At 54.5% G+C, this 26,095-nt stretch carries 22 protein-coding genes; 6 read left to right on the forward strand and 16 right to left on the reverse strand.

Translation table 11 applies throughout. The features are described from left to right. Positions 1-17 precede the first annotated feature (17 nt). The 3 genes from HW115_RS06840 to HW115_RS06850 form a co-directional block, all read right to left on the reverse strand. Entirely contained in the window at positions 18-1,700 is a 1,683-nt protein-coding gene (locus tag HW115_RS06840) for a sulfatase (protein WP_178931840.1), read from the reverse strand. Further along, positions 1,697-3,142: an Lcl domain-containing protein gene (locus HW115_RS06845; RefSeq protein ID WP_227021331.1), complete on the reverse strand. Its 1,446-nt coding sequence runs from the start codon at positions 3,140-3,142 to the stop codon at positions 1,697-1,699. Before HW115_RS06845 ends, HW115_RS06840 begins: the two co-directional genes overlap by 4 nt. 92 nt (positions 3,143-3,234) lie before the next feature. Continuing rightward, on the reverse strand, positions 3,235-4,779 hold the full coding sequence (locus HW115_RS06850; RefSeq protein WP_178931842.1) for a hypothetical protein: 1,545 nt from the start codon (positions 4,777-4,779) through the stop codon (positions 3,235-3,237). A gap of 154 nt (positions 4,780-4,933) precedes the next feature. Here HW115_RS06850 and pheT point away from each other — a divergent pair, with 154 nt between their 5' ends. After that, on the forward strand, positions 4,934-7,339 hold the full coding sequence (pheT, locus tag HW115_RS06855) for a phenylalanine--tRNA ligase subunit beta (protein ID WP_178931843.1): 2,406 nt from the start codon (positions 4,934-4,936) through the stop codon (positions 7,337-7,339). Between the two features lie 661 nt (positions 7,340-8,000). Here pheT and HW115_RS06860 read toward each other — a convergent pair. Genes HW115_RS06860 through HW115_RS06870 form a run of 3 tightly spaced genes read right to left on the reverse strand, consistent with a single transcriptional unit; the run spans position 8,001 to position 9,996 of the window. Further along, the gene (locus HW115_RS06860) at positions 8,001-8,435 is read right to left on the reverse strand and encodes a Fur family transcriptional regulator (protein ID WP_178931844.1); all 435 of its coding nucleotides are present in this window, start codon (positions 8,433-8,435) and stop codon (positions 8,001-8,003) included. Between the two features lie 26 nt (positions 8,436-8,461). Further along, positions 8,462-9,478, reverse strand: a complete 1,017-nt coding sequence (ruvB, locus tag HW115_RS06865; RefSeq protein ID WP_178931845.1) for a Holliday junction branch migration DNA helicase RuvB — start codon at positions 9,476-9,478, stop codon at positions 8,462-8,464. Positions 9,479-9,537: 59 nt separating this feature from the next. Next, the gene (locus HW115_RS06870; protein WP_178931846.1) at positions 9,538-9,996 is read right to left on the reverse strand and encodes an ACT domain-containing protein; all 459 of its coding nucleotides are present in this window, start codon (positions 9,994-9,996) and stop codon (positions 9,538-9,540) included. Positions 9,997-10,358: 362 nt separating this feature from the next. Here HW115_RS06870 and HW115_RS06875 point away from each other — a divergent pair, with 362 nt between their 5' ends. Then, entirely contained in the window at positions 10,359-11,477 is a 1,119-nt protein-coding gene (locus tag HW115_RS06875; RefSeq protein WP_178931847.1) for a CAP domain-containing protein, read from the forward strand. Between the two features lie 483 nt (positions 11,478-11,960). Further along, positions 11,961-12,266 carry a hypothetical protein gene (locus tag HW115_RS06880; RefSeq protein WP_178931848.1) on the forward strand — a complete coding sequence of 102 codons (306 nt, stop codon included), beginning with the start codon at positions 11,961-11,963 and terminating at the stop codon, positions 12,264-12,266. Between the two features lie 3 nt (positions 12,267-12,269). Here HW115_RS06880 and HW115_RS06885 read toward each other — a convergent pair whose 3' ends face one another. From HW115_RS06885 to HW115_RS06900, 4 genes are all read right to left on the reverse strand, one after another. Continuing rightward, a complete protein-coding gene (locus HW115_RS06885) occupies positions 12,270-13,031 on the reverse strand; it encodes a hypothetical protein (protein ID WP_178931849.1) in 762 nt (253 codons plus the stop codon). A 158-nt stretch (positions 13,032-13,189) separates the two neighbouring features. Then, positions 13,190-13,510, reverse strand: a complete 321-nt coding sequence (locus HW115_RS06890) for a bactofilin family protein (RefSeq protein ID WP_178931850.1) — start codon at positions 13,508-13,510, stop codon at positions 13,190-13,192. An 89-nt stretch (positions 13,511-13,599) separates the two neighbouring features. Then, a complete protein-coding gene (locus HW115_RS06895; RefSeq protein WP_178931851.1) occupies positions 13,600-14,814 on the reverse strand; it encodes a S1C family serine protease in 1,215 nt (404 codons plus the stop codon). Between the two features lie 156 nt (positions 14,815-14,970). Continuing rightward, the gene (locus HW115_RS06900; RefSeq protein WP_178931852.1) at positions 14,971-15,954 is read right to left on the reverse strand and encodes a S1C family serine protease; all 984 of its coding nucleotides are present in this window, start codon (positions 15,952-15,954) and stop codon (positions 14,971-14,973) included. 200 nt (positions 15,955-16,154) lie between these two features. Here HW115_RS06900 and HW115_RS06905 point away from each other — a divergent pair, with 200 nt between their 5' ends. Together HW115_RS06905 and HW115_RS06910 are read left to right on the forward strand one after the other, a co-directional pair. Beyond that, positions 16,155-18,512: a transglycosylase domain-containing protein gene (locus tag HW115_RS06905; RefSeq protein ID WP_178931853.1), complete on the forward strand. Its 2,358-nt coding sequence runs from the start codon at positions 16,155-16,157 to the stop codon at positions 18,510-18,512. 56 nt (positions 18,513-18,568) lie between these two features. Continuing rightward, complete coding sequence (locus tag HW115_RS06910; protein WP_178931854.1) at positions 18,569-20,209, forward strand: transglycosylase domain-containing protein; 1,641 nt, start codon at positions 18,569-18,571, stop codon at positions 20,207-20,209. A gap of 355 nt (positions 20,210-20,564) precedes the next feature. Here the strand turns inward: HW115_RS06910 and HW115_RS06915 are convergent, their stop codons facing one another. From HW115_RS06915 to HW115_RS06940, 6 genes are all read right to left on the reverse strand, one after another. Then, a complete protein-coding gene (locus HW115_RS06915) occupies positions 20,565-21,110 on the reverse strand; it encodes a DUF420 domain-containing protein (protein ID WP_178931855.1) in 546 nt (181 codons plus the stop codon). A gap of 52 nt (positions 21,111-21,162) precedes the next feature. After that, positions 21,163-21,837 (reverse strand): SCO family protein, encoded by a 675-nt coding sequence (locus HW115_RS06920; RefSeq protein WP_178931856.1) that lies wholly within the window; start codon positions 21,835-21,837, stop codon positions 21,163-21,165. Positions 21,838-21,957: 120 nt separating this feature from the next. Then, complete coding sequence (locus HW115_RS06925) at positions 21,958-22,731, reverse strand: thioredoxin domain-containing protein (RefSeq protein ID WP_178931857.1); 774 nt, start codon at positions 22,729-22,731, stop codon at positions 21,958-21,960. 49 nt (positions 22,732-22,780) lie between these two features. Then, complete coding sequence (gene cyoE / locus HW115_RS06930; RefSeq protein ID WP_178931858.1) at positions 22,781-23,710, reverse strand: heme o synthase; 930 nt, start codon at positions 23,708-23,710, stop codon at positions 22,781-22,783. A gap of 44 nt (positions 23,711-23,754) precedes the next feature. Continuing rightward, the gene (locus HW115_RS06935) at positions 23,755-24,441 is read right to left on the reverse strand and encodes a TrkA C-terminal domain-containing protein (RefSeq protein WP_178931859.1); all 687 of its coding nucleotides are present in this window, start codon (positions 24,439-24,441) and stop codon (positions 23,755-23,757) included. Between the two features lie 113 nt (positions 24,442-24,554). Further along, the gene (locus HW115_RS06940) at positions 24,555-25,166 is read right to left on the reverse strand and encodes a thioredoxin-like domain-containing protein (RefSeq protein WP_178931860.1); all 612 of its coding nucleotides are present in this window, start codon (positions 25,164-25,166) and stop codon (positions 24,555-24,557) included. Positions 25,167-25,460: 294 nt separating this feature from the next. On the opposite strand from HW115_RS06940, the gene HW115_RS06945 reads away from it, so the two are divergent. Next, a complete protein-coding gene (locus tag HW115_RS06945) occupies positions 25,461-26,054 on the forward strand; it encodes a DUF4202 domain-containing protein (protein ID WP_178931861.1) in 594 nt (197 codons plus the stop codon). Positions 26,055-26,095: the final 41 nt, after the last annotated feature.

Raw genomic sequence — 26,095 nt, forward strand, 5'->3', positions numbered from 1 at the left:
TTTTACGCCAGAACTTATCATTTTTCGTCTTTAGGTGCTTTGTCTTCCTTTGCGTTGGTCCGACCTCTGCCAGTTGGTGCTGACGACCATTCTTTTTCTGACAGCATGCCGTCGTTGTTTTGATCGATGAGATCGAAGCGTCGCGGAGGGCCGGTAAATTCTTTGCGTGAAACTGAACCATCGTTGTTGCTGTCCATGCTGGCGATACGATGGCCGGGGCCTTGAGGGCTTGAGTTTCCTTGTCTGCGGCCGGGGCGTTTTCTTACAGGTTCGGCTTTGGGGTCATAATCCGGGTTTATTTGTGGAAGCTGTGCTTTGATGCGACTGAGGTATTGTTGCATACGTTGCTGTAACTCCCGGGCTTTGTCAGGGTGGCTTGTAGAGAGGTCGGATTGTTCGCCGATGTCTTTGCCCAAATGGTAAATGCTGATTTGTCCCGATTCGGTCGATTTGCCTGTTGCGTCCGCTTCGTAGTATTTGATGATTTTGAAATCGCCCAGGATCATGGCGGATTGAGGTGATTGGGACGGGCCTCGACCGTAGTGCGGGAAGTGAAAGATCAATTCCTGATGCTTTCGCTGAAAGCTGGAGCGATCTGCCTGGCCAAAGAGCAAGGGGGTCAGGCTGGTGCCTTCGATTCCTTCGGGCAGAGTGGAAGTCAGTCCTGCCAGTTGGCAAATGGTTGGGAACAAGTCGTAGCCGATCACATTGGCGTTGCAAAAGCTATTGGCTTTGATGTTGGGTCCTTGGATGATCATGGGTGAGCGGATGCCTCCTTCCAGCAGGGAGCCTTTGCCTCCGGCCAATGGAGTGGGGGTTCCCCGGTGCTGACCTTTGCCGCTGCCTCCATTGTCCGACATAAAAATGACATAGGTGTGCTGGCGGATGCCGAGTTTATTTAAGGCATCGAGGATCATGCCGACCCCGGTATCGAAATCTTTGGTCATCGCAGCGAACAAGGGGTCCGAGTGATATTGTCCTTTTTCTTTTTTTTCGAATTCGGCGATGCTTGAGGGTAGCGCCTTGCTTTCGGAATGCACGGCGTAGTGGGCCAGATGAAGATAGAAGGGGCGTTTGGCTGCCGCCTGTTTTTCCATAAATTGGGTCGCCCGCTCCGTGATGCCAAAAATGTCCTTTGGGTTGGGGGCCTCGTTGTTAGCGGGGCCCTGATTGCCGGTTGCTCCATCGTGAACGGTAAAGCCATGTTGCCCCGGCCCTCCTCCGTTCAGGTGCCATTTGCCAAAATGGGCGGACACATAACCTCTGGTTTGGAGAACTTCAGCGATGGTCTGCTCCTGTTCGCTGAACTCGCTGACATGGTTGGGTTGGATGAGCTTCTGCCATGGTTGAGCAGCCCTGTTGCCCCGTCCCGGCGTTGTCATATGCAGTTGTGCGGGTGATTTACCGGTGATCAAAGATGCCCGGCTGGGAGTGCACATGGGGGCTGGTGCATAGGCGTGTGAGAAACGCATGCCCTCGGCTGCCAGTTTTTCCAAGTGGGGTGTCTGGTAGTAGTCGCTTTTGGATGCCTGGATGGCCGGGTGAGCCATGAAGGATGTGCCATTCCAGGCCATGTCGTCTGCCAGGATAAAAACAAAGTTGGGTTTTTCCGTTTGCTGATCACTCGCTTGAGTGACCGGCAGCCAACTCATCGCCATGAGTAAGCAGCTTGTAAGTGTCAGGGTGTGAAATGGGTTCATTGTGAGGATCTCCTTCCGGTAGGTGGGCCTGTTGGGGCTTCGCTCGGGCTGATGAAACCATCCCCGTCGAGGTCAAAATGACCGAAGCGGTTGCGGGGACCGTCAAATTCATCCGGTGAGACCTTGCCGTCGCTATTCTTATCCAGGCGGCGAATAAAGTCGGCACCTGAGCGAGCCGGTGCTTGTTTCGGGCGGCTCGTTCTTTTTTCGAGTGCGGGGCCGCTTGTCTCCACTTCAGCTGCGCCGCCGCGGACACACAGGACGTGATTGTTGATGCGGATGACGTCACCCTGGGGGCCTCGACCTTTGGGGAATTCTGCGGGGTCGCCAGATTTGGGGTCGCTTCGCTGACTGCCTGCACCGTGGACATCCATGAGCTCGTATGCGCCTTGCCGGTTTTTCATCCAGCCAAGCGATTCGCCAAAGGCAATGTAGTCGGCGGTATTCGCTCTGCGTGGACTGATGTGACTTGAACCGGACCAGAGAAAGGGATAATTCGCTTTGCCTCCTTCGTCTTTGATCACACTGAGTTGGAATAGTGGATGAATCGCTGGTGATTTACTGGTTTTTGGGGATCGGGTGTAATCCACGATGCTTTGAAGTTCCTTGATGTTAGGAAGTCGCCAATCCGTTTTTCCTGCATAGGTTAGATTTTCAGACCATGCCAGTGCTTCTTGCCAATTCAGTTTACCGTCCTTGTTTCTTCCTGCTTTCAGTGCTCCGCTGTCGACGGCCATCCAGGTCAAGCCGCTTGCCTTGTCGGTGATCGTGCCGTCTTTATTATCGATGAATTTATTTTGGCCATAGGCTGGGTTGCCGCGCACCAGGAGAAAGCTGTAGCGGGCGACGCCTCGTCTTGATCGGTCGGCGGGGTATCCTTTGATGCGGCCATCGGCAAAGTTCACTCCGAACATAGTTCGTGCACCACGCATGGTGGTGCTGACATACAAGGTTTGGGTTCCGTATTGGGAGTCGATGATCCGTTCGCCCTTGGCGGGGGTTCCATATTGGAAATCGAATACCTCGGCATTGATAAAGGGTTTCAAGTGTTGGGTGTCACGGCCCATCGGGTCCGGGTCGGTTCCGGAAAATAAAATCAGTGAATACAGCTCCTTGATGGTGGGGATTCTCCAGTCGCTGTGGCCACCGGTGCGGCATTGCCTGGCGGCGTCGGCCGCTTCTTTGAGGCTTAACTTTTTTCCGGGGGATTGGATCCACATCAAACCGGTGACAAGATCGGAAACCGTTCCGTCCCCGTTGTCGCGATAGCTTGGCTGATTGCCCCGGTAACTGGCATCCTGGCCGAAATAATCATCGCCTGACTGAGGGGCACGGATTTCTTTTTGATCATCATAAAACCGGATTTGTCCGGTATCCACGATGGGGTAACTGAGTTTTTCTGCAGTTGCCGCCCCTGAAAGCAAGGCTGTGAGACAGGCCATGATGGTTCGTGTTCTCATTCTTACCATACAGGAACTAACGAGATCTCGATCAAAAAGTTGCGCTTAAAATGATTCAGAGGCTGGGTTGTATTCTACGGTGGAAATGACAGCAGGCGGTAAAAACTGCGTCCGCCGGGCGGCACGGCAGCGTCCGTCCATGTGGAGGTGGTGGATTCTGCGGTGAATGTGTGGATGTCTTGCCAGGAATCGTTTGGGGTCAGGGTGCTGGAGCGCTGCAGGGTGTAGCTGACTTCCGGGATGAGGCGGGTGAAATTCAGCTTGGCTTCACTTGGTGAAGAGGTTGAGTGGCTGACCTCGACGGTGCTTTGGGGGTCGCCTCGTAGCTGCCAGGCAAGTGAGAAATTGGAGCTGCCGGAACTGCTGGAGACCCGCAGGCTGTAGTTTGTGTTCGGCGCTAGCTGTGTGTTCCAGAGGTGTTCAACGTTGTCTAGGGAGCTGTCGCTGGTCTGGATGACGGTGTCAGACTCATCGAGTAATTCGAGCCGGAGGTTGTCGAGGGTCTGGTGGCTATAGCTTTGGAATAGCGGACTGTAGCTGACATCGCATTGCCAGATGAGGGCGGCCGAAAGGGAAAACTGTCTGGCATACCCAGGCGTGGTGAAGCGGTAGGTTCGCGACCGGGTGGTGCGCACGCTGCTGCGGGACCAGCCCCGGGATGAGACGCTCCCCGGAGAGGACTCCTGCATTTCAAGGATCCGGTAGCTATGGAAGATATTGAGCTCTCCGGCTCCAAAGGTGGAATCAAGCGGTTGGCTGCTTGTCTGGCTCCACCCGGGAAATGGGTGTTTGCACGCTCCGGCCAGCAGGCAGGCTTTGATGGTATCCTGGTGGCTGGCATCGGTATTGCCGGACGAGGATCCGAGGGCGTGTAAGATGGTCGCTGCGGATGCCACAGATCCGGTGGCCCAGCTTGTAGCCGTTTCAGGGGAGACGATATCCGGCTTTTGTCTTCCAGCTCCCGGATAATTGGCGGCTGTCAATCCATGCGAGTGGCCGCCATCGCTGCGTCCAACGGCTATCGCATGATACGCGCTGCCAAAGATCGGGGGGATGGCGGCGTTGCTGCCATTGTTCAGTCCGACGACATGCACACCACCGGATGATTGGGAGTAGAAATCGAAGCGGGCGATGATTTCGTTGAACAGCGCTTCCTGCTCAGGGTCGGCCGTTCCGATGTAGGCGTGACAGGTGACCGCGGCGGTGCTGCTTCCCACCGTGCCGTTGAGATTGAGGAACTGGTTGATGAAGTCATCCGTGCTGCGGATACCGACGGGATGGGTGCTGCCGGCATTGCTCAACAGGCTGGTGCCGCGACCAAAAAAATTGCGGGCCACGGTGGTGGCGTGACTGGAAACTCCGTTGTCTGTATCGCTGATATTGGTGATGTTGATGTCGCTGAGAGCCGCGTTGTTGAGGTCCGGCATGTAACGGGTGCTGCCCGAGGCGTAAGCTTCCACCATTTCAAGTTGGACACTGCTGCCATCGGGCACCTTGGAGCCCGCGTAGATACCGAGTAGGTCCCAGCCGATCTCGCTCCGCCAATCGGCGCGGGTCGTCATCAGCTGCAAAAGACTGCAACCAGTGATCAGAGTAAAAATGCGGAGCCAAGCAGGCATGCCGGAGTATAATCGAAATCCTGTCAGGCGTCGAATAATTCGCGAATCGATAAAAATGGCTGTAAAAACATGGCAAATTATGCTCAAACCCCCGCGCGGTGCAGTCCTAAGTGGCTGGAAACCGGTAACTTTCAACTGACCAATCCCAAAAATCATGAACGTTTCTCTCAACTGGCTTAAAGATCACCTGGACCTTGCGGATTTTTCTCTCCAGCAAATTGACGATTTGTTGACCTTTGCCGGGGTTGAGGTCGAGGGAATCGAACAAAAGGGAGTGCCGTCCGACCGTATTGTGGTGGCCCAAGTCAAATCAGCCGAACAGCACCCGAATGCCGACCGATTGAAAGTCTGTATGGTGGATGCCGGTGAAGGCGAATTGCGTCAGATCGTTTGTGGTGCCCAGAATTACAAGGTCGGTGACAAGGTGCCATGTGCCTTGCCTGGATCGGATCTTGGTGGTGGCTTTGTGATTAAAGAGGGTAAGTTGCGCGGAGTGGAATCCAAGGGCATGCTTTGCGCCGCGGGTGAAATCGGCCTGACGGACGTAGAGGACGGCTTGATGATTTTGCCCGAGGATGCCGAGATCGGCGTTCCGCTGCAGCAGATGTTTGATACCGACACCATCATCGAGGTGGAAGTCACCCCGAATCGCCCGGACTTGTTGTCCCACACCGGGATGGCACGCGAACTGGCTGCCCTCGCTGGGATTGAGCGGACCTTGCCGGATAGGGGCGAGTTGGCCGAAACGGTAAGCTGTGAGGAAGTGGTTCGCATTTCGGCTCCTGATGCCTGTCCGTATTACACCGCCGTCAAGATTTCCGGAGTCAGCGTGAAAGAGTCCCCGGCGTGGTTGAAGACCAAGCTGGAAGCGATTGGTTTGCGCCCGATCAATAATGTGGTGGATGTCACCAACTACGTGTTGCATGAGCTTGGGCACCCATTGCACGCATTTGATGGTTCCAAGGTGAGTGTGCCACTCGATATCCGGATGGCTGGGGAGGGGGAGACATTCAAGGCGCTCGATGAGGAGACCTACACCTTGAAAAATGAGGATGTGGTGATTTCCGACGGATCCGGAACGGTGCTTGCCTTGGGCGGCATCATGGGCGGCTACGACAGCGGCGTGACCGAATCCACGACGGACGTGATTCTGGAATCCGCTTATTTCACACCGTCAGGGATTCGTAGAACGTCGCGTCGTCTGGCCCTTAGCTCAGATTCTTCTTATCGCTTTGAGCGGGGAAGCGATCCTCAGGCAGCTCTGAAGGCTTCAGCGTTCGCCGCGAAACTGATTACCGAGATTGCCGGTGGAACCATTGAACATGAAACCTGTGTCGCCGGTGAGGCTCCGGTGTTGACCTCCAAGGTGGAGCTCGATGCCGCTAAGCTCGATCAGCTCATGGGGGGCTCCATCTCTCTTGAGGGGGCCGAAGACATCCTCGTTCGTCTTGGACTGAGCAAGGCGGATTGTGGTGCTTGGCAAATCCCCAGCTTCCGTCTGGATTTGAGCCGTCACATTGATTTGGTTGAGGAAATTGCCAGGGTGCATGGACTTGACCGGGTGCCTTCACGTTTTACCGGGACTTACGTGCATGCCAGCGAAGTGGATGCCGCATATGATTACCAGATGGAGTTACGCCGTAAGTTGGCTGCGCTCGGGTTCCATGAAACTCAGACGATCAAGCTGATTGCCGACCATTCCACGGATTCGACGGTAGCCCAGATGGATAGCGCCTTGCCGCTGCGTCCGCTTCAGGATGGAGATGTGATTCGGGTGGCTTTGCCATTGAGCGAGGATCACGCCGTGATGCGCCCATCGCTGACACCAGGTTTGGTGGCAACGGCCGCGCGGAACATCCGCCAAGGAGTGAAATCGTTGCTCTATTTTGAAATTGGCCGCCAGTTCCGGAACGCGGGAGGCGGGAAAGCAAAGGATTTGGAGGCTGACTCGCTTGCTTTGTTGCTCGGAGGTGATGCCCGCCCTGCTTCCTGGTCACATCAACCGGATACCTTGGACGCATTCGATCTGAAGGCCGTTGTCTGCGCTTTGTTGCCGGGTCACGAAATCCAACTTAACCCGCGTAAGCGCGAAGGTTTTATTCTTGCTGCCGATATCCTTTGCGAGGGCAAGCCGATTGGCGCTTTTGCCCAGTTGACGCCTGCGAAGTGCCGTGATCTGGGGAGTGGCAAGCCGATCTACCTTGCCGAGCTCGATGTTAAAAAATGTCAGCAACTGAGCTGCGGAACCGCACAGGTGGATGATTTGCCCCAGTTCCCTGGTTCGAGTCGCGATGCCGCGATGGAGGCTCCGGTGACGCTGGCCAATGCCGAGATTGAAAAAGCGATCAAGAAGCATAATGAAATGCTGCTCGCATCGTATGCCTGTTTCGATGTTTTCACCGATCCGAGTGGTGAGAAGCTCGCAGCAGATAAAAAATCCATTGCCTACAGCTTCCATTATCGCTCACCTGAGCGCACGATGAAGTCCAAAGAGGTGGATACCGCACACCAGAAATTGCTCGACCATTTGGCAAAAGCCCTGCCCGTTAGCTTCCGATAGGTGAGTTCGGATTGCGAATAAAGTATATTTTTTATAAAAAATGGCCAATAGTGCCAGAATATACGCGTTGAATTGTGTCGTAAATGCGTTGTTTTTCGTGCTTTGAGGCCAAAATGGGCCGCGAAAGGCTATTTTTTACAGAAAAAGTCTTGCCATTATAAAAAAGGTGTCTAATCTGAATTTCAACGAGAGGGACATCCCCAAAGGTTCCAATCGTTTGCGAGGGTTTCCTCATCATCCCTTCCCAACCCATGATGAGTGAGGTCTCGCAAATCCCCTTTTGACAGACACCCACCCACTCCCCAACTATTCCCCCAAACACCCCCCCCTAAAAACGCTCCGCTCTTCTATCCCCTCCGAAGAAGCGGAGCTTTTTTTGTCTCTTTCTTCAGGAAATCAGGAAGCGGGATGGCTTATACCATTCTCCCGGCAGCCCCACCACTCAAATGGTATTATACCATTCTCCCAGTTAAATTGGCAGAATGGTTTGCGTTTAGGATGATGAGTCAGTCAGCAAGCTGAATGACAAGGGGGGCACTGAATCTTTTAGATTTTACCGTTGTTGCGCGTCGGTTGCATAGCCCGCTATGCGCCTTCCTTGCGCCTAGTTAAAATCGAAAACCTTCAGTGCCATTCAGCCAATTTAACCACTCAAATGGTATTACTTCTGCTCTGAGCATGTTGGGCAGGTGCCGAAGAACTCAAGTTCGTGGTAGAGGTTTTTGTAGCCGGTGGTGAACTGGATTTCTTTTTCGAGTTCGTGAACAGGACAGGGGGCGTTGATGGGTTCGATCGAACCGCACTCGGTGCAAATCAGGTAGTCGCGGTGCTGATTGGGTAGAAGCAGGGCGAAATAAGCGGCTCGTTCATGGAGTCCGAGTCGACGGAGGATGCCCTTGTCGGCCAGCCGTTGGAGGAGGCGGAATACGGTGGCCTTATCACATTGGTTGGCGAGGCGGGGTGACTCGGTGAGTTCGGCGAGGGTCATCGGCCGATCACTTTCGAGCAAGGTGCGGAGAAGTTCTTCGAGGGCCTTGGTTCTGCGCAGCCCTTCGGAACGGCAGTGGTCGATGAGTTGATTGAGATTGTTGGGCATATCGGGGCAGAAAAAAATGTGGAGGATCAGAGCAGGCCGGGTTGGTCGGTTTCCGGAATGGCTCCTAGCTTTTGGTAAGCGGCGGGTAGGGCGACGCGACCGCGGGGTGTGCGCTTCAAGAACCCTTGCATGATGAGGAAGGGTTCGTGAACCTCTTCGAGTGTGGATGCGTCCTCTCCGAGGGCGACAGCCAGATTGGATAGCCCGACCGGGCCACCACGGAATTTGTAAATCACGGACTCGAGAATGCGTTTGTCCATCTCATCGAGCCCATCGTTATCGATCTCGATCATGGTCAGGGCGGCGTGGGCGGTTTGGGCCGTGATGACGCCATCGGCTTTGACCTGGGCGTAGTCGCGGGTCCAGCGAAGCAGGTTGTTGGCGATACGGGGAGTGCCGCGCGAGCGGTCGGCAATTTCATCGGCCCCGTCGTCCTGGATGTCCACTTTGAGGAGTTGGGCGGAGCGTTTGATGATGGTGGCCAGCTCTTTTTGGCTGTAGTAGTCGAGTCGGTTGACCAAGCCGAAGCGTGAGCGGAGTGGTGAGGTTAGCATACCCGCCCGGGTGGTGGCGCCTACGAGGGTGAATTTGGGTAAATTGAGCTGAATGGTTCGGGCGGCGGGTCCGGAATCGATGATGATATCGAGCCGGTAGTCCTCCATAGCGGGGTAGAGGTATTCCTCGATCGCCGGGTGGAGGCGGTGGATTTCATCGATGAAGAGAATATCACCTTTTTGGATATTGGTCAGGATGCCTGCCAGGTCGCCGGCTTTTTCGATTTGCGGGCCGGAGGTGGTGTGTAGATTGGTTCCGGTCGCGTTGGAAATAATGTTGGCCAGGGTGGTTTTTCCGAGCCCGGGAGGGCCGGAAAGTAGGATGTGTTCGAGCACATCGTCCCGCATGGCGGCGGCCTTGACCATGAGCATCAAGCGATCGGTGACCTTTTCCTGACCGTGGAATTCCTCAAAACCTGGCGGGCGCAAGGAGAGTTCAAAGCTTTTGTCCGGTTCGTTGTTTGTTTGCTGGTAAAAGGATTCGGACATGCGTGTTGGCAGGAGCGTGGTTGTAAAAAGGTGGGAGTGTCTGGTGTGGTAATGCGCGGCTAGCGGATCAAATCCTCCTCGTAATAGACCTTGAACCCGGCCCTTGCCAGAACAGAGGCTCCAAATTGGGTGTCTTCCAGGTGCATGGCCATCAGTGAGGCTCCCTTGGGATGAGGCATCAAGGAGTAGGCGAAATCAAGGTTTGTTTCTGCCGATCGCAGAACGTCGAGCACCTGGGCCAGATCCCGGCCGGCTTCCTTGAGCTCGATCACGACCAGCTCGGAGGTGGTGTGCGGGATGCCTTTTTCGCGGAAAATCGTGATTGTGGCATCGGAATCGGACACCACGATCCGCGCCATAGCTGCATCACGGGAGTCCTGGACACTCAGCCCGATGACTTCGATGTTGGCCGATCTCAACAAGCGAACCAAGCTGCTCAGCGCTCCGGCGCGATTTTTGAGCATGACTGAGAACTGGATGGGATGTGTTCCTTCGGGTTTGATCTCGATGTTGGGCATATGACTCGGGGGATTGAATCATGGATTCCGGTTGATGGTAACCCGAAAATCGAAAATTTAGGCCGGGGTGGAACGGTAATCCGGGGTCGGGGCAGGGCGAATACATTAGAGCTAACAGCCTGCGGCGCTGACATGATTTACAGGGTTGAAGAGGATATACAGGATTTTTTTAGAAGGTAGCGATAGGGTTTGGGCAACCTTGATCTTTGAGAATTAAAAGTCCTGGCCTTCCTGTCAGCGCCGCAGGCATCACTGAGAGCATCTCCCTCATGTAGGAGCCCTGGGGGTCGGGGGGCATTGGTGAGCAGATAAAATTAGGGTTGCGGGGAGAAGGGATTAGGTTAGTTTGACGGCACCCTACGATGATGAAAAATGCTATTGTTTATGCCGCTTGGCGCAGCGTGCTTGTGGCGCTGTGTGCGTTGATCTTTACCTGTGTGCCTGTTACCGCGGAGTTTCGAACCTTGGTGAACAAGGAAGGAAAAAAGATACGGACCGAATTGATTTCGAAACAGGATGGCAAGGTGACCTTTCGTTTGCGCTCCGGAGCGAGAAAGACCTATACGGTGGATATTTCCAGCTTGAGTAAGGCGGACCAGGAGTTTTTGCAAGATTGGCAGCCTGATGGAGGAGGTGAAGTCGGGGGAGATGATGCAGGAGATGACGACTCCGGAGCGGATGATGTGGATGATGGTGTGAGCGATGGCCCCAAATCGCTGTATCCGAAAACCAAGCAGGAGATTCGTTCGACGGTTCGTGAAATTCTTAAGACCAAAGATCGTAGTGGCGAGTTCAGGGAGGAGCAAAAGGCGACCAATATGCTGAATGTTTACCGCTATTTGTGTGGTGTTCCTCACAAGGTGAAGATGGACTCCAAGTTAAATGGTCATTGTGAAGAGGCCGCGATGGCCTGTTTGAAAAAAGGAGGCTTGTCTCACGATCTCGGGCATTACACGAACAAGTGTAATTTATCGTCGATGGGTGATGTTGAAGCCTCGGTGGCGCAATACATCAATGATGCGGGGGCGAATAACCGCGAACGGCGCGGTCATCGTCGGTGGTGTTTGAATCCGCCAATGGACAAGACGGGGTTTGGCAGCGGAGGTAGCCAGTATTCCGCAATGTGGGCCATGGATGGAGCGGGGGACGGATCCCGGGTGAAGACCTGGTCGTATCCCGGAGCAGGCTATTTTCCGAAAGAGTATATGCATGGAACCGCCTGGTCATTTTACATGAAGGGCAAGGTTCCTCCGAAAGACAAAATTGAGATCAGCATTTTCAAATTGCGGAAGAGTCCGGAGAAAAAAATATCATCCAACGCCGAGGTTGAGGGTAGGGATATTGGGGTGAAGTATGTGTTTGCCTATGGCAATACCATCAACTTTGAACCCAAGGACTTTGAGGCTGGAGACCGTGGTGTCTATTGGGTGAGGATCACGGGTGGAGGCTTGCGTGAGGGATACGTGGTGGAGTTCTTTTAAGGGCACACCTCAAACCATTCTCCCGGTTATTTTATCGGAATGGACAAAGAGTTAAGAGCTAGATCTGGAAGCTGGTCAGCGTAGCTGATGGGAATGAAAAGCGGCATTTCTTTGGCTGGATTTCGGCGTTTTTCCTCAGTCATGGTGCCCGCACCAGTCCTTCGTCATTCCTTGATAAAAAACAAAATCAGCTCGAAAATACTACCAGTTACTTTTCCTCATTGGTATTAAGTCGGAATCTCTCGTATCGGTACCAGTCTGAAGAAATCAGATGGCCAAGCCGTATGGTCTATCCGTTGGTCAATGAGTGTGGAAAGTTGGAGCATCTGTATACTGAGGTTGTGCGTGATGTGATGTAGAAATTGCGTTGGGATTGGGAGAGGAAAATGAGAAGAGGAGAATGAATCTGCGTGAGCGATCATGCGAATGCATATTGCGATCTTCTTCACTTGATCTCGATGATTCTCTGTGTTTGAATGCAGTATGAATGCAAGCGATTTGGCGTATGCTGCAGCACGTGGGGGGACCCCTCCGACCGGTGTGTCGGAGGAGGTAAAAGCATTATGGTTGGCTCGTTCCGGGAGATGGAATGCAGCACACGACTTATGCCAGGATGTAGATACCCCGGAAGCTGCCTGGGTGCATGCGCATTTGCACCGGGTGAAGGGTGATCTGGATAATGCCGGATACTGGTATGACCGGGCAGGAAAAACCCAGCCGGACGGTCAAGCCGGGCTGGGTGAAGAGTGGATGGAGATCACTGAGGCTTTGTTGGATCGCCAGTCCTGAGCATTACGGTTTCAGGACTTTGGCAAATGCTTTCCAGACCTCGATGGTTTCCTCGATGAGCTTTTCGTGTTCGCGGTCGCTGATTTTGCCATCTTTTTTGGCAGTGTCTTCTTTTTTCTCCAGGCTGTCGAGGTGGCGGCGTAAGGTGGCTGCCTGGCCTTTGCTGGCTGTTTTGCTATCGACGGCGAAGCGGTAGAGTTCCTCCATATGAACCTGGCGTTCATTGACCTTGGGGGTGAGGATGTCGGGGTTGACCTTGCTTTCACGGGCTTCGGCGATGCGTTTGCCGAGGGCGCGTTGTTTGGCTGCGATGGTGGCGGCGTCTTCGGCATTCAGGGTGCCGTCTTCACCTTGTAGCTCCTTGGCTTGTTCTCCGATGGCGAGCAGTTCATCGACGGCATCTCGGCCAAGTTGTTCACTGATCCGGTCTTCAACCAGGTTATGACGAATCATCGAGTAGACTTTAACGTGCCCTTGGCGCAATTCGTGGTTTTTCTGGTCGTAATATCCCGCTCCTCCGATGGTGAGGCGTTTGTGGGCTGCAATTTTATCACGGATGACGCCGAGTTCGGCCAGATCGAATCCACGGTCATGTGCTCTGGCACCTGGCTTGCCCTTGCCGCCATGGCCTTTTCCTCCTTTGTTCCCTTTACCATTACGTTGTGCTTCGGCATCGCTGATGCCGAGTGTGAAACAGGAAAGGGCGATACCGGTGGCGAGGGCGAGTGTATTGCCGTTACGAATGTTGTATGTGTTGTTTTTCATAGTTAGGTTTACTGGGTTGTGGGGATGTAAACCATCGTTTACGGCGGAAGTTGCGAAAAAAAAAGCCAGAGTGCGGGGCACAAAAAAACCGAGGTCGGTAAGACCCCGGTTACTTGAACGTGCGTTGAGCGTCTGGACGCTCGTCAGATCGGCAAGCCTTAGCCTCCGATTTCTGTTCGGCCTGACAGGACAGCGCCTTCCTCCATGCTGAGCATTTTGGTTTTGATATCGCCGTCGAGTTTGGAATTGGTTTTCAGCTCGCATCGCTCGGAAGTGATGGTGCCTTTGACTTTACCGAAAAGTTTGACTTCCCCCGCTTGGACGTCGCCGTCGACTTGGGCATTTTCACCAATGGTTACTTTGCCTTTGTCAGAAATGATTTCGCCTTCGATTTTCCCATCAATGACCATGTCATTGGTAAACTTGATAGAACCTTTGATTTCGATTCCATTCGCAAGAACATTGGTTGCATTCGCCATAACGGAGGGGACTTTGCACGACTGGCTAAGGATGGCAATCAAACAATTCAAAAATTTGCCGTGCGTGGGAACGGAGTGGCCGCGTAAATCTATTCCTCCAGTGGGATGGCGCGTGGAGGGCGTGGCGAGTAGCGGCGAGGGTAGCCGGACCGGCCGCTGCCTCGGGCTTGATTTGGGGTCTGGCGTGCCGTGTAGTTCCGGGTGGGTTGGCTCGCCTTGGTTTTGAGCAGCTCGCTGATGGTGTGGGCAGGGATGATGAAGGTTTTGATCCGGCTTCCGCGGGCGATGATGATGCCGACGGTTTGGCCGTCGAGGTTGACCACGGGACCGCCGCATTCGTTGGTGTAGTCGTCCCGTGGGTCTCCGGGCGTTTCATTGTATTGGATTTTCATGTCCGATTGGATGACACTGGGGAACCCGTGCCGGATCCGGTTGGGGGCGGCGCCCATTTGTTGCATTTCATTCAGGCGTTGGCGGGGGAAGCGACTGGGGTCGAGTTCGCTTGGGCGCGAGCCGAGGACGACCTTGGTGCTGGCTTTTTGTTTTCCCCGGAGGTAGTCGACTTGAATCCTGGTTCCCGGTTCGAGGCGCTGCAGGGTGTTGCGGATTTCGGTGGCTCCTTTGAATCGCTCTTTATCGATGGAGGTAATGATATCTCCCTGACGGAGGCCGGCTCGGGAGGCCGGGGATTGTGGCTCCACGCGGTCGAGTCTGGTGCCGAGCGAGGAACTTTTTTCGCTCATCAGGACGCCGAGAAAGGCTTTGTCTGTTTCGCGCAGACTTCGTTCTTTGACACTGACCACGCCGAGGGCGAGCAGGCCGTTGCTGGCATCCGCTGCGGCCAGAAACTCACCGATGTCAGGGGTGGCGGCATGGTTGAGAGAAAGCGGGGTGAGTTTCAGGTCGGTTTTGAGGACCGCGAGGTCATATTCCGGATAAATGCCGATGAGTTCCGTCCAGTGATATTTTTCATTGGGGGCGATGACTTTGAGGCGCTTGTGGTAGTAAGCGATTTCGCTCCACTTGGTGAGAATGATGTTTTGTTTGCTTTTCGGGTCACGGACCACGGTGCCGTATGAAATGCGCTGGTTTTTGTAGCTGAGGACAACGGTACTTTGGGAGGCCTTGCTGATGACCGGACGTGCCGCGTGGTAGAGTCGCTTGGCCTGGCCAGAGAGCGTGCGTTTTTGTTCCGCTGTCAGGCTGTCCAAGGGGTCGGGCATCTGGAGCCCTCGTTGGGCCAGAACAGGCAAGCTGAGAGTCAGGCTGAGCGAGGATAGGAAAATGAGCGTCGGGAACTTCATGGTTTTTGGGAAGTCGGGAAGTCGGGAAGTTGGGAAGTTGGGAAGTCTGGAAGTCTGGAAGTCTGGAAGTCTGGAAGTCTGGAAGTTGGGAAGTTGGGAAGTCGGGAAGTCGGGAAGTCGGGAAGTCGGGAAGTCGGGAAGTCGGGAAGTTGGGGGTTATTGGAGGTCGCCTTTGCGGCCGATGGTGACATTGCGGGTCAGGCTGTCTTCGCCACGAGTGACTCGAATTTTGACGGTGTCACCTGGTTTGAATTGGAAAATGATGGCGCTGAGCCGCCGTTGGTTGCGGATTTCGTTGCCATTGATGCTGCGGATGATGTCTCCTCCTCTCAGGCCGGCTTTGAATGCGGGGCCTCCTTTGATGACGTTGGTGATGACGACGCCGCCGTTGCGGGAGTGCGCGGTAAAGATCCCGATAACCGGGTTGTCAGGGTCGTCTAAGCTGCTGGAGCCCAGGCGGCCCCAGGTTTCGCCGCTTTTGAGTTTGTCCCAGTCTTTACGGAAGCCATCGATACCGGAGTGGTTGTTGATTTTGTGGGAATAGCCGATCGATGAATGGATCGCAATCACCCGGCCTTGAAGGTCGAACAGCGGGCCGCCACTGTCACCGCCAATCAGAGTGCAGTCGGTATTGATAAAGCCCTGACGGTCAGTGGAAATGACACGCCCAAAGCGGACGGGTGGTGTGCGAACCGGGTCATACCCGCCGGCATGGCCGAGCGCGATCACCGGATCACCGGTTTTGAGTTTGCCTGAGTGGCCGATCGGAGCGTAGGGCCACGGTCCTTTGTCTGTAATCTGAATCATGGCCGCATCCCGGGTGTAGTTGGCACCGAGAACTTTTCCTTTCGCCTGCGAGCCGTCGGGGAAGATGACCGTCATTTCCTCCGCTCCGCGGACCACATGGCCGGCGGTGAGGATCAGACCGTCTTTGCTGACAATGACGCCGCTGCCCGAGGCTCCGTTTTTGGCAGAGAAGACGGACACCGTGGCAGGCATGACCTTTTTACTGACCTGCTTGATGTTGGCTTGAAGCGATTTCAGGTCGGACAGGCTGAGAATGGGGTCGGGAGCTCCCCAGCCTGAAGCAGTCAAGCTGGCGATTGCGGTAAGGGTGATGGCAGAGAGACGGAAGCTCATGGAGAGTGGAGATGATCTTTTTTTGCGGAGGAAGAATCGCACATAATCGCAATTCCGCTACTCTTTTTTCAATGCCTGGGCTGGTCGAACTGGTTTTTTTGAGGTAGGATCGTCGTTCACCCCGCCTTTGTATTGTTACGATGGAGGTGGACCAAATACCAATCGGAAGAGACAATCACTCATCGAATTTATCAATCACCATGGCAGGCCGGAAAACAAGTGCACGATCAAAAGCCGGATCGAGGGCGGGAGCCCGCAAATCGGCGAAAAAATCGGCACGGAGGCCGGCGCGGCGTGGTGCTGCGGCGAAAAAAAAGCAGGCGCCTCGAAAGAAGCGTAGTTTTACCTACACCCTGCTTTTCTGGCCATTTCGTTTGATGGCCTATTTTACGCGGAACATGCATCCCATCGTGCGTTGGCCGTTGCGTGCTGTCGGGTCGGTGGTCTTGATGGGGGTGTTTGTGGCTGCGGTGGTGGCGGCGATTTACATGCTCCGATCGGTTCCGTATGATTTGGATAAGGTTTCCCAGATGCCTGCCCGGACTTTGGTCTATGCCCGGGATGGTAAAACTGAGCTCGGACGTTTGCATGGAGATAACCGCTATATTGTTCAATATGATCAGGTTTCTCCACATTTTTGTGAAGCCTTGATTGCCCGTGAGGATTCCAGGTTTTACCGACATTTCGGAGTGGATGTAATCGGTCTGGTGCGGGCTACGGTGGAGAACGTCAAGCGTCGGCGACTGGCACAGGGGGGATCCACCCTGAGCATTCAACTGGCGGAAAACACGTATTTTCAACCTGAGACGAGCAGGAACAAACCGACTTGGAAACTCCTCGACCAGAAATTCATGGAGATGGCTCTGGCTGTGCGGATTGAGCTGGGGTACTCGAAGGAGGAAATTCTCGAGCACTACATGAACCGGATTTTCTGGGGTCATACAATCCGTGGGGTGGAAGCCGCCTCAAGAGCCTATTTTGAAAAGCCGGCGAGTCGCCTCAGTTTGTCGGAGGCTGCGATGTTGGCGGGTATTATCCGGGGGCCAAACGCCTTCTCTCCTTTTCGCAATATTGAAAAGGCAACCCAGGAGCGGGATGTGACCCTGGGGAGGATGGTGTATAATGACTACATCACTCAGGAGGAGGCGGACCGGGCGAAGGCCGAACCTCTGCGAGTGCGACCTAAAAATAGGAGGATCGTGCTCGATACTTATGTGATGGATGCCGTGAGGCGTGAGTTGGATCGTATTCTCGAGCAAGAAAACATCGAGTCCGGAGGACTGACGGTGATTACGACTGTGGACCACACGATCCAACGGGCCGCCGAGCTTTCTCTGGACCGGAAATTAACCGCCGTTGAAAACCGGGCGGGGTACCGGCACCAGACGCGTAAGCAGTGGCTACAGAAACCGGCAGGTCGCAGGGGGACCCCGAAGTATGTGCAAGGAGCCTGCGTCGTGATCGAAAATAAAACTGGGGCCGTCATTGCCGTGGTGGGAGGGCGTAGTGCGGATGAGTCAAAATATAACCGCGCCATTCAGGCGGAACGACAGATTGGTTCGATTTTCAAACCTTTCGTGTATTTAACCGCTGTGAATAACGGGATGATGCCCCAGACCTGGATCAAGGACAGCCGGATTGTGCCAGGTGAGATCCGGGGAGCTCCGAGGTCGTGGTCTCCGGGGAACTCCGACGGCACATTCGGGTCGTATATCACAATGGAAGATGCTCTGGTGAGGTCGCGAAATACGGCATCGGTCCGGGTGGGGAATTATGCTGGAATTGAACGGGTGCAGCAGACCGCCGAGGATGTTGGGTTTATCGATGGTTTTCCGGCGACCCCTTCATCGTATCTAGGTTCTTGGGAAGCTACGCCATGGCAGGTGGCCAGCGCGTACACGGTGTTCCCGAACAATGGTGAATGGTATCGCCCTTATATTATTCAAGAGATCAGAAATTCGGATGGTGAGCGTGTCTGGCCATCCGGGAGTGATTCCGGTAAGCTGGTGGTGAGTGCAGCTCAGCGAGGTGCCTCCTGGAGTGTTGCGAAGGTGCTTCAACAGGTTGTTGAGCGAGGCACCGCCAGGGTGATTCGGAACCAGGGCTTTGCTGCACCCTGTGCCGGTAAGACGGGAACCACGGATAGTTACAAGGATGCGTGGTTTGCCGGCTACACAAGTTCACTGACCTGTGCGGTATGGGTCGGGATGGATCGTCCTCAAACGATTATTAACCGTGGTTATGGTTCCACGCTGGCGGCTCCGATCTGGACGGATGTGATGAAGACGGCCTCGCGGCTGGGTTACCCTGCGGAACAATTTGGATTGGTCCCTTTGACCTCGGCTGAGCTTTGTCGTTGGTCATCCGGGAGATCCACTGCGGGTTGTCGCAGTCAGGGGACATCGTATATGGCTTTGGTTCCCGAGGATATTGCGCCAGCACCAAATCATTACTGTGTCGTGCATCCGTTGAGAGCCCTTGCTCCGAACCGGGGGGGGAGACGGGCGGCACCCAGGGCTGTGCCCGTGGCACCCAGGGCGGTCCCGATTGACGATTGACAAGCCTCGACCCGTGCAGCTGCTCGGAGTCGTGAAAAACCAAGCGATAGATGATCATGAGCTGGAAACCTGCCAACAAACCATCACGCGTTCCGAGCTGGGTTCCCGGGCCGGTGCGCTGGGTAGTGAAGTGGGGGCTGGTCGCCGCTTTTCTGGCATTCTTGGTCGGCTTGTATTACCTCTATCTGGCCTCCAAATTTGACATCGAACGGGTGGCCCGGATGCCGGAGCGTTCAGTCATCCTCGATCGGACCGGACTGGAATTTGCTTATATCCATGGTGAACGCCGCCGATTGATTACCCGGGAGGAAATTCCGGAGGTGATGGTTCAGGCGCTCAGAGCTCGTGAGGATGTACGTTTCCCCGTGCACAGTGGGATAGATGCCAAGGGCTTGGTCCGGGCGACCTTGCGCAATATCAAAGACCGTTCCTTTACCCAGGGAGCATCCACCCTGACGATGCAGCTGGCCCGTAATAGCTATGACATGCGGGCAAAATCATTGCACCGCAAGTTGCTGGAAATGGCGCTGACCTTGAGAATCGAGCATCATTACAGCAAGGATGAGATACTGACGCATTACCTCAACCGGATTTATTTTGGTTCCGGATGCCACGGGGTGGAAGAGGCGGCGCAGACGTATTTTGGCCGACCTACCTCGGAGCTCAACACGTCCGAATGCGCCATGTTGGTTGGTATCATCCGGGGTCCTCATGTGTTTTCGCCCTTCAGGAATTGGGACGGGGCCCTGGCCCAGCGCGATGAGGTGTTCGAGCGGATGCTTGTTTGTGGTTTTTTGACGGAGCAGGAGATCGAAGCGGCCAAAGCAGAAAAAATCCGCTTGGTTCCTGAGAAGGATCGGGGCCGGGGGAGCTCGTATGTGAAGGAAAGCATCCGTCGTCATTTGCAAGTTCTGTTGGAGAAACATGACATTCGGGATGGAGGGCTGCGTATTCATACAAGTCTGGATGCCAAAACCCAGTGGAAGTATGATGCTCTGCTCAGTCGACCGATTTCTGGATTGGAGAAGGATGAGGTAGGCGATTTGCAGGCGGCTGTGGTGAAAATGGATGCGGAGACCGGAGGGGTGATGGCGATGTGTGGTGGCCGTTCATACTACCATTCTGCCTACAATCGGGCTTATCGCGCGAAGCGGGATCTGGGACCGGCCTATGAGCCGTTTCTTTCGGCCATTGCCCATGAACGAGGTAAGGTGGTGATTCCCGGGCAGGCAGTTCAAACCGGACGTCAGCTCGGAGTGCCGGAAGCGATCCGCCTGACCAAGCGTCTGGGGATCAGCGGACCGTTTCAAGAAAGCGAGGACCTCTACCGTGGGGCTGTAGCTGCCAGTCCGGTTGAGATGGCGATGGCTTCGTCCATTCTTGCAAACCATGGGAAAAAGCCTAGATTGCATTTTATCGAGCGAATCACCGATGAGCAAGGCCGCGAGTTATACCGATATGAACCGGGGGCGAGCCAGGCGATCCGCCCGGATTCCGCACGGGATGCCATGGCCGAGGTGAAGCAGGCATATGGAAAGACAGAGTGGGTTGACGTCACTGGGTCGTGTCGCGATGCTTGGGGCGTGCGTGTGGATGCTCGCTCAGTATCGGTGATCTGGCTCGGATACGATCAACCGAAAAAAATGGGAACCCGTGAGCAGGTGAAAAAGGCGCTGTCTTCGCTGTGGGTTCGTTAGGTTTGATTTTTAGTAAAAACCTCAAATTTATGGTTTTTATGAGCTTCGGTATTGACCTTGTATGTTAATGGTCATTACAAATAGAACCCTGCAGCAGATTGGTGGTCAACTTGATCGCAACTTGATCGACATCTGCTGCGGTAAAAAAACATGAAACACATCTAAAAAAACACATATGGACACACAATAACGGGACTTGTCGTGCTGGCAGTCGGAGTCGATTCGAAAACGGCTGCCAGCATTGCATCCAAATCGGGGGGGGAAGCCTCAGTGGTTTGGCGTTGATCCTTCGATGACGTAAGTAAGCGTGAATCCCTTTGTTCAGCGGCGGTGGCACGGGGCCTTCGCCGCTTTTTTAATAGTATGGCCTCAGCATCAGATAACAAACCGGGCCGGTAATGGCGACATAGAGCCAAAGGGGGAAGACCCAGCGGGCCATTTTTCGATGGCGTTCAAAGTGGTGGCTTACACCCAGTGACAGGGTGATCAGGATGAACGGCAGGCTGACCGCCGCCAGCAGGATGTGGCTGGCCAGAATGATCAGATAAAGGGTTTTAACGGCCCCTTCTCCCCCGTGGCGGACCTCACCGTGGGTGCTGTGATAGGTTACATAACTGACGAGAAAGAGGGTGGAAAATAGAACAGCAGCACCGATGAAACGTTTGTGCCCGGCGATGTTTTTCTTTTTGATAGCAAGGACGGCGAGCACTAGACAGATCGCAACCAGCGAGTTCAGAATGGCGTGTAGTGCCGGGAGAAACGAGAAATCGACATCGACCTTGAACTTGTATCGCCCCATGGCGGAAATGACCACAAAGATGAGAATGCTCACAGTCCACGAAGCTCGGGTCAGGATTTTGAGCTGTCTGGGATTGGGCTCTTGTGAGAGGTAATCTTGCATGACGCTATCTAGGGTCGGTGGGCAAAGCTTGATGACAGGTTGGAAACTTCCCCTACTTTTTATCGAGCTCTTTGCGGATCATATCGTGTAGGACTTTTTCGGTTTCCTGGTAAACGGCATCACCCTGTTGGCGGGCGCTGTAGAGGTCGCGGCGGCCGACCATTCCCATGTTGCGGTCGTAGACGGCGATGGACATGTTGTGGGCGAGTTCTCCCTTGGTGGCGGCTTCATCCGGGTCTTCGCGTCGTTGGATCGGGTCGTATTTCATTTCATCGACCATGTAGGATTTCAGTGCCGCGGGGTCACCGGTGAGGAACCACCAGTTCGAGGTATCCGCGCCCAGGCTTTCTGCGTAGGTTTTCATTTTCTCCGGGCTGTCTTCCTCGGGGTTGACGGTGATGCAGACAAGTTGGAACCCGGGCTCGCCTTTGAAGGTCTCGTAGACTTGCTTCAGCCCCTGGGAGTTGCGTTTGGCGCACATCGGGCAGGTGGCATAGAACTGGGCAAAGGCCCAAACCTTGCCTTTGAGATCGGAAAGTTTGACTTCCTTGCCATCTTGATTGGTGAGCGTGAGGTCCTTGCTGAGAACAATGCCGGGTTCACTCGGGGGGAGTTGCAGTGAGGGTTTCACCTGCTGATTTCGCAGGTAAAAAGTGGTGGCCAGAATGAGGGCGGAGGCCGCAGCTACACTGAGGTAGATCAGGGTGATTTTTCCTTTGTCTGTCATGGGGTGGAAAGTGAATTTTAAGAAAATGAGGGTGGGGTCAGAGGATGCGGTAGGGAGGATTGACCCCAATCCTCCGCGGTTTTGTTCATTCCTGTGTTGTCAGTCTTAATCGATGGCTGATTAATCGACGTGTCCAGTGCGGGTTTCGCTGAGAACGTAGTCGGTATGCTTGAGCAGTTTGGCTTTTTGATTTTCTACCGCATTGACATAAAACCGGGCTTCTTCGTTATCTTTGAGCGACGGGTCTGCGGCGACTTTTTGTTTGGCCATTTCCTGGGCCTGATAAATTTCCTTGAAGTCGTAGCGTTGGCGGAGGTGCATTTTACGATCGATCAAGGCGATCTCGGATGGAAATTTCCATTTTCCACCTGCTTCGCCTTCTTTCCGCTCAATGACGAGGCCGAGCCGTAGTTGGTCTTTGATATACCCTCGCTGTTTGCCGGTGTCACCGGTGGTTAGAAACCAGCAGCGGTCGTCATCGATACCGAGCGATTTCATGGCTGCCATTAACTCTTCTGCTTCGACCCCTTGATCGGCCCCTTCAATTGACAAAAACACAAAGCGGACTTGATCGTTGTCGCTGTAGTGCTGCCAGAGCTCTTTCATCATCGCCAAGGCATGTTGGTTTTCATCGAGCTGGCTGACGCAGATCGGGGCGGCGAACCAGACCTTGCCTTCGAGCTCGGACAGGCTGACGAGTTGGTTATGTTGATTTTTGGCGGCCAGGTTTTTGGAAATTTTGGCAACGATGGGAGGTCGTTTGGGGTCTTGGCTTTGTTCGTGTTTGCGGTAGGCGTAGAGCACGAATCCGGCACCAATGATCATGATGGCGACCAGAATGAAGGCGGTGCGCCGGAGTTCGGCCGGATTACGTTCTGCGGGTTCTAGATCCATGGTTCAGATTCCGTTGAGCTGGTTTCATTGGGTGGGGAAGCGCGGGAAATTAGCGCACGTTCCAGCCGATAGCAAGTAATCCGAGTGACAGCGGCAGGTAGAGCAGGGTGTAGAAAAAGAGTTTTCGTGCCGATGGTTTATCCGCGTCGGATTTAAACACCCAGCAGAGCCAGAGCATGACCAAACCTGCGGCGGCTCCGCCAAAACTCCAGATGACGTTGGCATAGCCGAGAGCTTGGGCCAGAGGAGCCAGCCCGATGAGTAGCAGGGTAAAACCGGTGGCGATGATGGCGGTTTTTTTGCCGGAAGCGTCACCATTGCTCCACATGGCGTAGCCAGCGTCTTCATATTCTTCCCGGCAGAGCCAGCTGATGGCCACAAAGTGAGGCATTTGCCAGAGGAAGAGGAAGGCAAAGAGGTACCAGCTCTGGCCATCCATCCAGGATCCGGGGTGGATCGGGTGGCTCGGAGCGATGGCTGCCCAACCGATCATCGGCGGAATTGCCCCTGGGATGGCCCCGATCAGGGTGTTGATCGAGCTGCGGCGTTTCAAGGGGGTGTAGATAAAGACATAAACCCCGAGGGCGATGGCGGCCAGATACGCTGCGGCGGCATTCACCTTGATTGCCAGATGGATAATACCGAAGGCGGACAAGCCCCAACCAATACCGAAGGCGTTAACCGGAATCATGCGGCGGGACGGCAGTGGGCGGTCGGCGGTCCGCTCCATCCGTGCGTCTTCCTCGATCTCCATCAGTTGGTTGAATGCAGCGGATCCAAAGGCGGTACAGCCGGTGCCAATCAGGGTGTGGGCCAGCAGCCAGCCATCGTGGAGCCAGACGCCGTAGAACCAGCGTGAACCTAGCAGATAACCAAACAGCGTGGTGATCAGGACAAAGGTGTTTAAGTTCAGCTTGGTGAGAACAGCGAGGTCACTGCGCAGGGTGGGCGCTTTGTTGGATGTGCGTTTGCGGGCCATGGATGGAGAGGTAAAAAATGTGGAGGAGTCGCGGGGATGCGAGGTTATGGAGTGGGGGTGGCCATGGCTTCGATGGCTTCTTCGCTGCCATAGACCATGACGATGTCGCCAGGTTCGAGCACTTCGTCTTTGTTTGGGGTGCCAACGAAGCTGCCATCCGGTTTGGTGACCCCGAGAATGGCAATCCCCCGGTCGCTGGGGCGCGATTGGTGAAGTGCTTTGTCGGCAAAGGGGTGACCGGCATGGATTTTAAAATCGGATACCGAATACCCTTGCTGGACGTTGAGTAGCAGTTCGTAGTCGAGTGCCCGGACCACACCGGCACGTTCCAGCCAGTAGCGCATGAGGACATCGAGCGGTTTTTTGATGAAGGGGGTGTTGATTAGGAAATAAATGGCGGCAGCACTGACAAAGAGCAGGATAAAAACGACGAGTAGGTTTTGGGTGTCTTCGGTGCTTCCTCGGAACAGGGTGATGATCAAAGTGGCGAGTGCGGAGGTGATCCCGATATTGCCAGCGATGATCAGGTTGAGCACAATCTTGCGTCGGACGGCGTGACGGACCACCATTTCTGCTTCGCTGGTGGTAAAGCCCACCCCAAAAAAGGCGGAGGCTGCCTGAAACTGGGAAGCGGTCAGGGACATGCCGGTCATCATCAGCGCATTGGTGCCGATCCGGACGATTAGCAGCGAGATAAAGATGATGGCGAGCAGTGCAAACAGCGAACCCATGACTGAGATTAAAGCGTGGAGTGGTAGGTGACGAAAACCTCAAAATAAGACATCGTGAGGAAAAGTGGAGTGGTGCCGTAGGCGGGAGATCCGTTCTAGATCCGTTCTGTTTCTCAGTGCGGTATGTGTTTTTTTCTCATCCTGGTGATCAGTAAAATCACCAAGACGGATGCCACGACGGCGATGAGTAAGCGGTACCGACCGAGGATACTTTCGGTCCGGAAGGCTTCGCCTGAGGTGTCGCCGTGGAGTTCGCGGATGCGTGCAACAACGGATTCGATGCTGCCATCGCCGCTCGATCCCGATCCGCGGGCCACGACCTTGCCGGTGCTTAATTCAACCAAGGTCAATTGGGGGATGCCTCCTTCGGCATAGCGTTCCACTTGCTGGCGTGCCTGCCAGGTGACGGCCGGCCAGGGCATCTTGTAGTGTTGCATGTAGTCGAGCATCGCTTGCTCGGAGCGATCATCGCCGACGAGCAGGATCTCGACCTTACGGTCGCCCCGTTGCTGCATGCGCTCGTATTCCTTGACCAGTGCCGGGGTGCTGGCGCGGCAGGGGCCGCACCAGGATGCGGAGAAATACAGTGCGAGGTAGCGGGTTTCTGAGTGTAATGCTGTGGGGGTGACTTTACCGTCCTGAAGCCGGATGATCGGCAGGGATTCCAGCCCGGCTTGAAGGATTGGGGCGGTAAGCATCAGGGCGCTTAGAAGAAGTCGGATCATGATGTGGGCATTTGGAGTGTTGGACTAGACGAGCGGAAATGAGTGACCCTACTTCGCATTTCCGACTGAGAGGTCAGGGTTGTATAGTTTCATTTGGATCATGAAGAAAAATCCATGAGAGTCAAGGTTGCTGATAGATGGGGCAAAAGCATCTCTCCACCTGAGTTTCTTGTTGAGCCGTGAGCCTTCGTTATGCAAATGATACCCTTGGTCATCCAACTGGCTGGAAGACCAGGGGTGAGGAGGTCAGACTAAGCACTTGTTTGCCTGGATGCTTCCGTGCATGGTTTCTTCATGAACGAGCAACAACGAATTCGGCTTGCCTTTGAGCGGTTTGATGCGGCGAATGCTGAGGATCCAAATTTGATCGAGGTGGATGGCCAAGCTGCTCCGAAGGAGTTGGTTTTCTCCCGGCGTCTGACCGACTGGGTGATGGCTCTGCAGCCGGATGCTTCGGAAGCCTTGCAGTTGGCATCGCGATGCCAGCATCTGTGCCGGTGGCAGGTTCCCCGAAGCTCCCAGCCGATGGGGCGTGCCGGGTACTTGAAATGGCGTGCCGGGCTGAAGCAATTTCACGCAGAAAAATCTGGAGAAATTCTTGAAGCTCTTGGTTTTGACCAGCAAACGATTGCCCGGGTTCAGGAACTAAACTTAAAAAAGAACCTGAAGAAGGATGCTGAGTGTCAAACAATTGAGGACGCCCTCTGTCTTGTGTTTTTACAGTATCAGTTTGATGATTTGATTGCTGATACGGAGTCGGAGAAGATGATCCGTATCGTAAAAAAAACGTGGGCGAAGATGAGTGAGCAGGGGCAGCAGGCCGCGATGAAACTCGATTACTCCCCGCTTGCGATGCAGATGCTGGAACAAAGTGTGCTGCCGTCTTAGAGACAAAGGGTTCTGTGTTTCCGTGCTTGCCGGGCGATTTT

The organism is Oceaniferula marina, from assembly GCF_013391475.1.
GTDB lineage: Bacteria > Verrucomicrobiota > Verrucomicrobiia > Verrucomicrobiales > Akkermansiaceae > Oceaniferula > Oceaniferula marina.

Coding starts and splice junctions, on each gene's coding strand:
- pheT (WP_178931843.1), top strand. CDS start 4,934: ATGAACGTTTCTCTCAACTGGCTTAAAGATCACCTGGACCTTGCGGAT.
- HW115_RS06870 (WP_178931846.1), bottom strand. CDS start 9,996: ATGCCCAACATCGAGATCAAACCCGAAGGAACACATCCCATCCAGTTC.
- HW115_RS06905 (WP_178931853.1), top strand. CDS start 16,155: ATGGCAGGCCGGAAAACAAGTGCACGATCAAAAGCCGGATCGAGGGCG.
- HW115_RS06895 (WP_178931851.1), bottom strand. CDS start 14,814: ATGAAGTTCCCGACGCTCATTTTCCTATCCTCGCTCAGCCTGACTCTC.
- HW115_RS06880 (WP_178931848.1), top strand. CDS start 11,961: ATGAATGCAAGCGATTTGGCGTATGCTGCAGCACGTGGGGGGACCCCT.
- cyoE (WP_178931858.1), bottom strand. CDS start 23,710: ATGGCCCGCAAACGCACATCCAACAAAGCGCCCACCCTGCGCAGTGAC.
- HW115_RS06940 (WP_178931860.1), bottom strand. CDS start 25,166: ATGATCCGACTTCTTCTAAGCGCCCTGATGCTTACCGCCCCAATCCTT.
- HW115_RS06860 (WP_178931844.1), bottom strand. CDS start 8,435: ATGCCCAACAATCTCAATCAACTCATCGACCACTGCCGTTCCGAAGGG.
- HW115_RS06915 (WP_178931855.1), bottom strand. CDS start 21,110: ATGCAAGATTACCTCTCACAAGAGCCCAATCCCAGACAGCTCAAAATC.
- HW115_RS06920 (WP_178931856.1), bottom strand. CDS start 21,837: ATGACAGACAAAGGAAAAATCACCCTGATCTACCTCAGTGTAGCTGCG.
- HW115_RS06900 (WP_178931852.1), bottom strand. CDS start 15,954: ATGAGCTTCCGTCTCTCTGCCATCACCCTTACCGCAATCGCCAGCTTG.
- HW115_RS06845 (WP_227021331.1), bottom strand. CDS start 3,142: ATGGCCTGTCTCACAGCCTTGCTTTCAGGGGCGGCAACTGCAGAAAAA.
- HW115_RS06935 (WP_178931859.1), bottom strand. CDS start 24,441: ATGGGTTCGCTGTTTGCACTGCTCGCCATCATCTTTATCTCGCTGCTA.
- HW115_RS06850 (WP_178931842.1), bottom strand. CDS start 4,779: ATGCCTGCTTGGCTCCGCATTTTTACTCTGATCACTGGTTGCAGTCTT.
- HW115_RS06890 (WP_178931850.1), bottom strand. CDS start 13,510: ATGGCGAATGCAACCAATGTTCTTGCGAATGGAATCGAAATCAAAGGT.
- HW115_RS06885 (WP_178931849.1), bottom strand. CDS start 13,031: ATGAAAAACAACACATACAACATTCGTAACGGCAATACACTCGCCCTC.
- HW115_RS06875 (WP_178931847.1), top strand. CDS start 10,359: ATGATGAAAAATGCTATTGTTTATGCCGCTTGGCGCAGCGTGCTTGTG.
- ruvB (WP_178931845.1), bottom strand. CDS start 9,478: ATGTCCGAATCCTTTTACCAGCAAACAAACAACGAACCGGACAAAAGC.
- HW115_RS06840 (WP_178931840.1), bottom strand. CDS start 1,700: ATGAACCCATTTCACACCCTGACACTTACAAGCTGCTTACTCATGGCG.
- HW115_RS06945 (WP_178931861.1), top strand. CDS start 25,461: ATGAACGAGCAACAACGAATTCGGCTTGCCTTTGAGCGGTTTGATGCG.
- HW115_RS06910 (WP_178931854.1), top strand. CDS start 18,569: ATGAGCTGGAAACCTGCCAACAAACCATCACGCGTTCCGAGCTGGGTT.
- HW115_RS06925 (WP_178931857.1), bottom strand. CDS start 22,731: ATGGATCTAGAACCCGCAGAACGTAATCCGGCCGAACTCCGGCGCACC.